The following is a 9969-nucleotide window of genomic DNA, read 5'->3' as shown; positions in this document are numbered from 1 at the left end:
AGACCCCGCGCGGCAGCCAAGCGCAGGAGATCCTGTCGATCACTCCGGGCGAGCCGGTCGAGGAGGGCGAGCGTAGCCCGCTGCCCTTTGACGAGTCGCTTGTTGGAGGGGAGCTGGTGCCGGCGCGCGTGAAGTGGTTCGACCGCGCCAAGGGCTTCGGGTTTGCCAACGTCTTCGGCCTGAGCGATGATGTCTTCGTTCATATCGAGGTCCTGCGCCGGTCCTCTCTCGCGGATCTGCAGCCGGGCGAGGCGATTGCAATCCGCGTGGCCGACGGCGCGCGAGGCAAGCTGGCAACGCAGGTTGGTGTATGGGAAAGCGCGATCAACGAGGCGGACGGGCAAACGGCCTGCGTCGACAAGTACGACTGGCAGCAGGAGGAAGCGGCCGAATAGCCGCTCTCCTGTGCGCCTTTGGCGGCTCGGCCTGGGCCGCCTGTTCCGAGGACGCCGTCGAGCTTCGGGGCGATTGGGGCAAGGCGCGGTTCACGGTCGATGTCGCCGACGATGCGCAGGAGCGTGCCAAGGGCCTGATGTTCGTCGAGGACATGCCGGCGATGGAGGGGATGCTCTTCATCTACGACCGCCCGCAGCCGGCGTCGTTCTGGATGCGCAACACGCTCATCCCCCTCGACATGCTGTTTCTTGACGAGACGGGCACGGTCACGCGGATTCACGAGAATGCCGTGCCGGAGGACGAGACACCGATCCCCGGTGGGGATGCGGTGCTGTCCGTGCTCGAGATCAACGGGGGCATGGCTGCTCGCTTCGGAATCGAGGAGGGTAGCCAGCTGCGTCACCCCGATTTGCCGCAAGATGTTGCGGCCTGGCCCTGCGGCGAAGGCTGATCGGACCTTTTGTGGCAACAGCGTTCGTGGCGGCTTTCAAATCGGCCGCATCGCGGTTAGGGAAGGACACGTCGGGGCGTAGCGCAGCCTGGTAGCGCATCTGCTTTGGGAGCAGAGGGTCGGAGGTTCGAATCCTCTCGCCCCGACCATTTCCACCACATCTTGCGATTGATGCGCGGTTCGCCGCTGTTCCGTGTGTCGCCTGCGTAGTTCTCCCCCGTTCTCCCGCGCCTGTGGATAAATGCGAGTCGCGCGTGGATTCCAAGGATTTCAGACGCTTCCGGGTGGTCGGCAACCCCGGGTTGCTTTGTCGCAAATCGTCAAGAATTTTTTGTTCGGGACAACTCTGACATTGGCGTTGACCGGACCGGCGACACGCGCCAGTTTGTGCCAAGAACCGAACACGCCACCACATTTAGTATTGACCGACGCAGTTCCGACCAACGGGCCGGGCAACCGCGTGTGGTCGGCATCGACGCAGGGCAGAGGACAGGACACATGAAGATCGAGCGCAAGTTCACCAAGGCCGGGCAGGACGCCTATGCGGATCTCGAGTTCACCACGACGGTGAGCGAAATCCGCAATCCCGACGGCTCGATCGTGTTCCGCAATGACAGCGTCGAGGTTCCGGTCAGCTGGAGCCAGGTCGCTTCGGACGTCATCGCCCAGAAGTATTTCCGCAAGGCCGGCATCCCCGAGAAGCTCAAGCGCGTGCGCGAAAAGGGCGTGCCCGAGTTCCTGTGGCGCTCGGCCCCCGATGGTGACTGCGCCCGTGGCGGCGAGACGAGCGCCAAGCAGGTGTTCGACCGTCTTGCCGGTGCCTGGACCTACTGGGGCTGGAAGGGCGGCTATTTCACCACCGAAGAGGACGCCCGCGCCTATTTCGACGAGATGCGCTACATGCTGGCCACCCAGAAGGCCGCGCCGAACAGCCCGCAATGGTTCAACACCGGCCTCCACTGGGCCTACGGGATCGACGGCCCGAGCCAGGGTCACTTCTACGTCGATTGGCAGTCGGGCAAGCTGACCAAGTCGGAAACCGCCTACGAGCATCCCCAGCCCCACGCCTGCTTCATCCAGTCCGTCTCGGACGACCTGGTGAACGATGGCGGCATCATGGACCTGTGGGTCCGCGAGGCGCGTCTGTTCAAGTACGGCTCGGGAACCGGCTCGAACTTCTCGTCCCTGCGCGGCGAGGGCGAGGCCCTGTCCGGCGGCGGCAAATCCTCGGGCCTGATGGGCTTTCTGAAGATCGGCGACCGCGCGGCGGGGGCCATCAAGTCGGGCGGCACCACGCGCCGGGCCGCCAAGATGGTGATCGTCGACGCCGACCACCCCGACATCGAATCCTTCATCAACTGGAAGGTCATCGAAGAGCAGAAGGTCGCCAGCCTCGTCGCCGGCTCAAAGCTGCATAGCCGCGAGCTGAACGGCATCTTCACCGCCATCGCCGAAAACGAGGACCAGGGCGACGCGCGCTACGACGCGAACGCCAACCCCGCCCTCAAGGCCGCGGTAAAATCCGCCAAGAAATCGGCGATCCCCGAGACCTATATCAAGCGCATCCTCGACTATGCGCGGCAGGGCTACACCTCGATCGAGTTCCCGACCTACGACACCGATTGGGACAGCGAGGCCTACAGCTCGGTCTCGGGCCAGAACTCGAACAACTCGATCCGCGTCACCGATGCCTTTCTGAAGGCGGTGAAGGACGACGCCGACTGGGAGCTGATCCGCCGCACCGATGGCGGCGTTGCCAAGACCATCAAGGCCCGCGAGTTGTGGGAGCAGATCGGCCACGCCGCCTGGGCCTGCGCCGATCCCGGCATCCAGTTCCACGACACGGTCAACGCCTGGCACACCTGCCCCGAGGATGGGCCGATCCGCGGCTCGAACCCGTGCTCGGAATACATGTTCCTCGACGACACGGCCTGCAACCTGGCGTCGCTGAACCTGCTGACCTTCTACAAGGACGGCGCGTTCCAGGCCGATGCCTACATGCACGCCGCGCGCCTGTGGACGGTCACGCTCGAGATCAGCGTGATGATGGCGCAATTCCCGTCGAAGGAGATCGCTCAGCGGTCCTACGACTTCCGCACCTTGGGCCTGGGATACGCCAATATCGGCGGCCTGCTGATGACCATGGGCTACGGCTATGACAGTGACGAGGGCAGGGCACTTTGCGGTGCGCTGACCGCGCTGATGACCGGCGTCAGCTACGCCACCTCGGCCGAGATGGCGGGCGAGCTTGGCGCGTTCCCCGGCTACGAGCGCAACGCGCAGCACATGCTGCGGGTCATCCGCAACCACCGCCGCGCGGCGCAGGGGGACTTCGACGGCTACGAGGGGCTGGCGGTCAAGCCGGTGCCGCTCGACGCTGCGAACTGCCCGCAGGAGTGCCTTGTGGAACTGGCGCGGCAATCCTGGGACGAGGCGCTGCGCCTGGGCGAGGCCAACGGCTACCGCAACGCACAGGTCTCGGTCATTGCGCCGACGGGCACCATCGGCCTCGTGATGGATTGCGACACCACCGGGATCGAGCCCGACTTCGCGCTGGTGAAGTTCAAGAAGCTCGCGGGCGGCGGGTACTTCAAGATCATCAACCGTTCGGTGCCCGCCGCGCTCGAAAAGCTGGGCTACCGGTCGAGCGAGATCGAAGAGATCGTCTCCTACGCCGTCGGCCACGGCTCCTTGGGCAACGCGCCCGGGATCAACCACACCTCGCTGATCGGTCACGGTTTCGGTCAGGCCGAGATCGACAAGATCGAAGCTTCGCTCGCCTCGGCCTTCGACATCCGCTTCGTGTTCAACCAGTGGTCCCTGGGCGAAGAGTTCCTGACAAAGACGCTGGGCATCCCCGCGGCGAAGCTGGCGGATCCGACCTTCAACCTGCTCCAGCATCTGGGCTTCAAGAAGGCCGAGATCGAGGCCGCGAACCTTCATGTCTGCGGGACGATGACGCTGGAAGGCGCGCCGCACCTGAAGCCCGAGCATTACAGCGTGTTCGACTGCGCGAACGCCTGCGGCAAGATCGGCAAGCGCTACCTCGGCGTCGACAGCCACATCCACATGATGGCGGCGGCGCAGAGCTTCATCTCGGGCGCGATCTCGAAGACGATCAACATGCCGAACACGGCGACGGTCGAGGATTGCCAGAAGGCCTACGAGCTGTCGTGGTCGCTGGGCACCAAGGCCAACGCGCTCTACCGCGACGGCTCGAAACTGTCGCAGCCGCTGGCCTCTGCATTGATCGAGGATGACGAGGAGGCCGAAGAGACCCTCGCCACCGGGACGCAGCACGAAAAGGCGCAGGTGTTGGCCGAGAAGATCGTCGAGAAGATCGTCTACAAGGAGATCGCCAAGGGCCGCGCGAAAATGCCCGAGCGGCGGCGCGGCTATACGCAGAAGGCGATCGTGGGCGGCCACAAGGTCTATCTGCGCACCGGCGAATATCGCGACGGCAAGCTGGGCGAGATCTTCATCGACATGCACAAGGAAGGTGCTGGCTTCCGGGCGATGATGAACAACTTCGCCATCGCGGTGTCGGTGGGCCTGCAATACGGCGTGCCGCTGGAGGAATTCGTGGACGCCTTCACCTTCACCCGGTTCGAACCGGCAGGGATGGTGCAGGGCAACGAGGCGATCAAGAACGCGACCTCGATCCTCGACTACATCTTCCGCGAGTTGGCGGTCAGCTATCTCGACCGCTCGGACCTCGCCCACGTCAAACCCGAGGGGCAGGCCTTCGACGACCTTGGCCGCGGCGAGGAAGAGGGCAAGCGCAACTTCTCGGACATGCCAGGGTCTGACGGGTCTTCGCCTCTCGACGTGCTGCGCCAGGTCGCCTCGACCGGCTACCTCCGGGGCCGTGCGCCGAAGGAGCTGGTGGTGATGCAGGGCGGCAGATCACAGACCGTCTCGCTGTCCCACTCCGAGGCCGTCGCCGTGCAGACCTACGAGGCGCAGACCGAGGCCGTGCCGCAAGTCGACGAACGCCTGAAGGCCAAGATGCAGGGCTACGAGGGCGATCCTTGCGGCGAATGCGGCAACTACACGCTGGTCCGCAACGGCACCTGCATGAAGTGCAACACCTGCGGCGGCACGTCTGGGTGTAGCTAAGAGATCGAGGGTTGGGGCCGGTGTAGCAGCACCGGCCCCGGCCAGCCTCAAGCTCAACTTGAGGCGAAGCTGACCGGTTCATTCTAGCCGACAAGGAACACGGTTAGAGGACCTGCACAGCGGAGCAACGCGGCGCTACTAACCATCCACAGAAAAGCTCCGACATGGGGGTAACTTGTGGATATCAGGAGCATCACTCGATGGCCAAAAAACGCATCAGTGTTACGAAGGAATCCCGCTCGGGGCTGAACATCGGTTTCAACGTTCCGGGCCGGGGCCACATGCCGCGGCACAAGCTCGTTCCCGAAGTCGAACGGGGGGCACACCCCGGCTACCACGTCCGAACAACCGCGGAAGGCATGAAATTCGTTGCTTCCAACCCGAAAGGGTCAAAGAGCGACAATCTCGGATAGAAGATTCACAGGTCCGGGGCGGGTGCGCTCGCCCCCGGTGCTGGTCGAGCCGCAGGCAAGAACAGTCCGAGCGGTGAACCAATCGAGCTCGACAAGCAAAACCGAAGGGGTCCCGATCGGGGCCCCATTTTTTAGTGCAGGCTGGGCTTGGCGAGCGCCAGTCAGCCGGCGTCCATCTCTGGGTTCAGGCCGGCACGACGACCACCACCGTCTGCCAGCCGATCGACAGGGTCGATCCCTTCAGATTGATCGCCTCGGGCTCGGAGGCAAAGCTGACCTGCCAATCACCCTTGGGCAGCTTGACGGTTGCGTCGTCCCCGCCGTTGATGATGACGATCAGCCGGTCTCCGTCTCCCGCGACGTCCATAACAAGCGGCGCATCGTCGTCGCCCCACATGTCGTCCGTCATTTCGGTGCCGTCAGGGGCGCGCCAGGTCACCTCCGTGTCGCAGGCGAAGGCGGTTTCGAGCAGCAGGGGGTTCTGCTTGCGGACCGTCGCGAGCTGCGCGAGCGTCTCCGTCAGGGACGAGCGCTCCTCGTTGTCCCAGCGGGTCCAGCCGATCTCGTTGTCCTGGCAATAGGCGTTGTTGTTGCCGTCCTGGCTGTTGCCCAACTCGTCGCCGGCCAACATCATCGGAACGCCGCGCGACAGCATCAGCGTCGACAGCATCGCCCGGACGCGCCGCATCCGGCGGGCGATGATGTCGGGGTCTTCGCTCAGCCCCTCGACGCCCATGTTATCGCTGAGGTTGTTGTTGTGGCCGTCGTTGTTGTTCTCGCCGTTCGCTGCGTTGTGCTTGTCGTTGAAGGACACGACGTCCCACAGGGTGAAGCCATCATGCGCGGCGATGAAGTTGACGCTGGAGGTGGCGGGGCGGTTCGAGTGGTCGAACTGAACCGGGCTGCCACAGAGCCGCTCGGCCAGCTTGCCCTTCTGCCCGCCTTCGCGGCGCCAGAAGGCGCGGGTGTCGTCGCGGAACTTGTCGTTCCACTCGCGGAAGGGCCAGGGGAAGCCGCCAACCTGGTAGCCGCCGTCGCCGATGTCCCAGGGTTCGGCAATCAGCTTGACCCGCGACAGGACCGGGTCCTGCCGGATAGCGGCGAAGAAAGAGCCCTCGCGCTCGAACCCCGTCGCCTCGCGGCCCAGCGTCGAGGCAAGGTCGAAGCGGAACCCGTCCACGTGCATCTCTTCGACCCAGTGGCGCAGCGAATCGAGCACCATGCGCAGCACCATCGGATGCGCGACGTTGACCGTGTTGCCGGTGCCGGTCGTGTCATAACAGTGCCGCGGGTCGTCGCCGTGCAGGTAGTAGGACAGGTTGTCGATCCCGCGGAAGGACAGGGTGGGCCCAAGTTCGGACCCTTCGGCGGTATGGTTGTAGACAACGTCGAGGATCACCTCGATCCCGGCCTTGTGGAAGCGGTTGATGGCGCTCTTGATCTCGCCCCACTCGCCCGTTTTCAGATATCTCCGCTCGGGCGCGAAGAAGTTGAGCGTGTTGTAGCCCCAATAATTCGACAGCCCCTTCTCGATCAGGTGGTTGTCCTGAAGGAACGCGTGAACAGGCAGAAGCTCGATCGCGGTGACGCCGATCTTGTGCAGGTGCTCGATCATCGGGTCCGAAGCCAGGCCCGCGAAGGTGCCGCGCATGTCCTCGGGCACGTCGTCACGCAGCATGGTCAGGCCGCGCACGTGGGCTTCGTAGATCACTGTCTCGCGCCAGGGCGTGAAGAGCGCCCGGTCGCTGTCCCAGTCATAGGCAGGATCGGTGACGAAGCACTTGGGCACGTAAGGCGCGCTGTCGCGCTCGTCGAAGGTCAGGTCGTCGCCGGTCGAGACGTCATAACCGAACAGGGCGTCGTTCCAGACGACGGCGCCGGTCAGCTGGCGCGCGTAGGGGTCGATCAGCAGCTTGTTGGGATTGAACCTGTGTCCTTCGCTCGGCGCATAGGGACCGTGAACCCGGTATCCGTAGCGTTGGCCGGGATAGATGCCGGGGAGGTAGCCGTACCAGACGCCGCCCTCCATGTCGGGCAGGTCAAGGCGCGTTTCGTTTCCGGCTTCGTCGAAAAGGCACAGCTCGACCCGCTCGGCATGATCCGAGAAGAGGGCGAAGTTCGTGCCCTCTCCATCAAACTGTGCTCCCATGGCGGAATTGGACGCGGCGCTGCGGTCAAATGAGAGACGGGTCACGTAAGGGCCACCTTGGCGTTGGAGTCACATCGCCACTGAAACGTGGCGGGCGGCCTTTGGTTGCATTGCGGAGATCATTCCCGGTGTGACGAGGATGGTTCCGAGCGGGGTGCGGCGATAGCGCACCGCGTCCGAGGCCGGATCGACGCCGATCGCGCAGGCGAAGGGCACGGTCACCCCCGGTGCCACGATGCAGTTCGACACCAGCGCCCCTTCGGAGACGAAGGCGCCCTCCATGATCACGCTGTCCATGATGCCGAGGCGCGGGGTCGCTCCGGGCGGGCTGGGTAGCGCGAACGGAGGAGAGTCCGACATGAAGTCCAGCGCCGCGGCGCGTAGCGCGTCGAGCGTTCCGACGTCCCGCCAATAGAGCGGCGCGTGCGCACTTGGTGCGTAAGCGAAAGTGCGTCCTTGCGAGACTGCCGCCGGCAGGATATCGTGTCCGAAGTCGAGCGCGCCCGGGTTCTCCAACAAGAGCGTCCTCAGGGCGTCCCAGCGAAAGACATACAGGCCCATGCTGGCGAGCGCGATAGATGGATCGCGCGACCAACTGGGCGGATTGCCGGGCTTTTCCACAAAGCGGACGATGCGGTCGAACGGATCGGTCTCCAGCACGCCGAACGCGCTGGCCGTGTGGCGGGGCACGCAATCGGCCGCCACGGTCACCGCAGCACCAGTCGCGCGGTGCGCGTCGATCATGCGCCGATAGTCCATGCGATAGACGTGGTCCGCCGCAAGGATCAGGACGTCGCGCGGCGCTATGGAATCGATCTCGTCGATCAGCAGCCTGACCGCGTCGGCCGTGCCCCTGGAGCCCTCCGCACGCCCCATCATCTGTGGCGCATGGCGGATCTTCACCGACATCGATTCCTGCCAACGGGTCTTTAGGTGGGTGTGCAGGCTCTTTCCGCGATACTGCGTCGCCACCATCACTTCGGGCACCCCGCCGAGGCGAAGGTTCTCCATCGTGAAGTCGACGATGCGGGTCGTGCCAAGAAACGGTACAGCAGGCTTGCAGATGGTCTGAGTCAGTTCGTGAAGACGCGATCCCTTGCCCCCGGCGAGGAGCACGGGAAGGACGTCGTGCGGCCACGCTGCGCCCGTATTCGACGCACAGCCACGTTTGAACCCAAGATCTCCCACTCGCTACTCCTGAACCGCCAGATCACGCAAAGGAAAGCTTTGCGCGGCCCTGCCGGTTCCCGCATCAAGCGAAACGTGATCGGGGGTATAACCTCACAAGCAGCGGTATCAGAAAGAAAAATGCCCTCGCAGTCCATGCGAGGGCATCGTGCGTAACAACGTGAAGGCGAAGGGTTCTCCCCTAGCTCAAGAAGAACAGGCCGAGGGTCTGGCCCAAGTCATCGCTGTGGTCCTTCCAAAGCAGGCCGTCTTCGGGCAGGTCCGTGGTGGCGATCGAAAGTCGTACCTCGCGATCTCCAGCGCGACGCACCAGGTGACGGGTGGACCCCTCATCCTGCCATTCGGCGGTGCCGTCGAGGAACAGCGCAGGCTCGGCGGTGCGCAGCGAAAGGAGCGTGCGAAGGAGGTCCGCCTTGCGGTCGGACGCCGTGTCTCCGTTTGGCAGGGTTGCCAGGCGGTCCCAATCGGGCGGACGGCGATTGTCCGGGTCCGTCAGTTGCAGAAGCAGCGTCTCTTCGCCTTGATAGATGTCGGGCATCCCGGGCCACAGGCATCGCAGCGCGATCTCGACCAGCGACAGATGCGCCCCGATCCGCAGGACCCGCGCAAGTTCCTGCGGCTGCTGCGCGTCCCAGTCCGCGACAAGAGCGCGGACCCAGGCCTGCATGTTGGCCTCGCGCTCCTCGTTGGGGGCGGTCCAGTAACTGACTTCCTTCCCCTCACGGAGCGCCTTGACCATGTGGTCGGCGGCGCGGTCGGCGGCCTCGGGTTCACCCGCGACCGCAAGTGCCGTCTGGAAGGCGTAGAAGCGGCGGTTCGCGTCGAGCGCGTCGCTGCCCTTCAGGCGACAGGCGCGTCCCCACAAGGCGCTCAACGCGTCGGGTGCATGGCTCAGCCCGGCAATGCGGGCGCGGGCGTCCGCGCTGCGTTTCGTATCATGGCTCGAGCCGATCGTCAGGGCGTGAGGCCAGCGGCGACGCTCGTCCAGCGCGTCCTGTACTTCGGTAGCGGTGGTCGTGGGTCGGTCAGGATCGGCGCCAACCTCGTTCGCGGCAAGATACCGATTGAACCGAAAGCCGGCCGTGTCCTCGTGGGCCTTGGCCAGAAGCGCACCCGTGACCTGCTCCATCCGCGCGGTGAAAGCCTGCGCTTCGTCGGTATCGGCGGCGAGCATCCGATCTACCAGCCAATCAATAGTCTCCCTGTGGCGAATATTCTTGGCCGCGCGGTTGGCGCTCTCGCGCCAGAGCATG

6 protein-coding genes, 1 tRNA gene and 1 pseudogene are annotated in these 9969 nt (G+C 64.6%); 5 read left to right on the top strand and 3 right to left on the bottom strand.

Annotation, left to right across the window (positions count from 1 at the left end):
* The 5 genes from ACFDS3_RS17145 to ACFDS3_RS17125 all read left to right on the top strand — a co-directional run.
* On the top strand, positions 1-395 hold a 395-nt coding region (locus ACFDS3_RS17145; protein WP_375263571.1), incomplete at its 5' end, for a cold-shock protein.
* Positions 311-847, top strand: a complete 537-nt coding sequence (locus ACFDS3_RS17140) for a DUF192 domain-containing protein (RefSeq protein WP_375263570.1) — start codon at positions 311-313, stop codon at positions 845-847. The genes ACFDS3_RS17145 and ACFDS3_RS17140, both read left to right, overlap by 85 nt.
* 72 nt (positions 848-919) lie before the next feature.
* A tRNA-Pro gene (locus ACFDS3_RS17135) sits at positions 920-996 on the top strand.
* Positions 997-1345: 349 nt separating this feature from the next.
* Positions 1346-4966: a vitamin B12-dependent ribonucleotide reductase gene (locus ACFDS3_RS17130; RefSeq protein WP_375263569.1), complete on the top strand. Its 3621-nt coding sequence runs from the start codon at positions 1346-1348 to the stop codon at positions 4964-4966.
* Positions 4967-5166: 200 nt separating this feature from the next.
* Positions 5167-5379: a hypothetical protein gene (locus tag ACFDS3_RS17125; RefSeq protein ID WP_375263568.1), complete on the top strand. Its 213-nt coding sequence runs from the start codon at positions 5167-5169 to the stop codon at positions 5377-5379.
* 184 nt (positions 5380-5563) lie between these two features.
* On the opposite strand, the gene glgX is transcribed toward ACFDS3_RS17125, so the two are convergent.
* The 3 genes and pseudogenes from glgX to ACFDS3_RS17110 form a co-directional block, all read right to left on the bottom strand.
* The gene (glgX, locus tag ACFDS3_RS17120; protein ID WP_375263572.1) at positions 5564-7528 is read right to left on the bottom strand and encodes a glycogen debranching protein GlgX; all 1965 of its coding nucleotides are present in this window, start codon (positions 7526-7528) and stop codon (positions 5564-5566) included.
* 69 nt (positions 7529-7597) lie between these two features.
* Positions 7598-8716: a sugar phosphate nucleotidyltransferase gene (locus ACFDS3_RS17115; RefSeq protein ID WP_375263567.1), complete on the bottom strand. Its 1119-nt coding sequence runs from the start codon at positions 8714-8716 to the stop codon at positions 7598-7600.
* Positions 8717-8897: 181 nt separating this feature from the next.
* A pseudogene (locus ACFDS3_RS17110) lies at positions 8898-9969 on the bottom strand (malto-oligosyltrehalose synthase); the annotation flags it as partial.

The organism is Palleronia sp., assembly GCF_042089775.1.
Classification (GTDB): domain Bacteria; phylum Pseudomonadota; class Alphaproteobacteria; order Rhodobacterales; family Rhodobacteraceae; genus Palleronia.
Note: the sequence above shows the minus strand (reverse complement) of the source record. Positions and strands in the feature narration are given on the sequence as shown.

What these genes read in the sequence shown, in the direction of transcription:
- ACFDS3_RS17140 (WP_375263570.1), top strand. Translation starts at nt 311, where the DNA reads ATGGGAAAGCGCGATCAACGAGGCGGACGGGCAAACGGCCTGCGTCGA.
- ACFDS3_RS17130 (WP_375263569.1), top strand. Translation starts at nt 1,346, where the DNA reads ATGAAGATCGAGCGCAAGTTCACCAAGGCCGGGCAGGACGCCTATGCG.
- ACFDS3_RS17125 (WP_375263568.1), top strand. Translation starts at nt 5,167, where the DNA reads ATGGCCAAAAAACGCATCAGTGTTACGAAGGAATCCCGCTCGGGGCTG.
- glgX (WP_375263572.1), bottom strand. Translation starts at nt 7,528, where the DNA reads ATGGGAGCACAGTTTGATGGAGAGGGCACGAACTTCGCCCTCTTCTCG.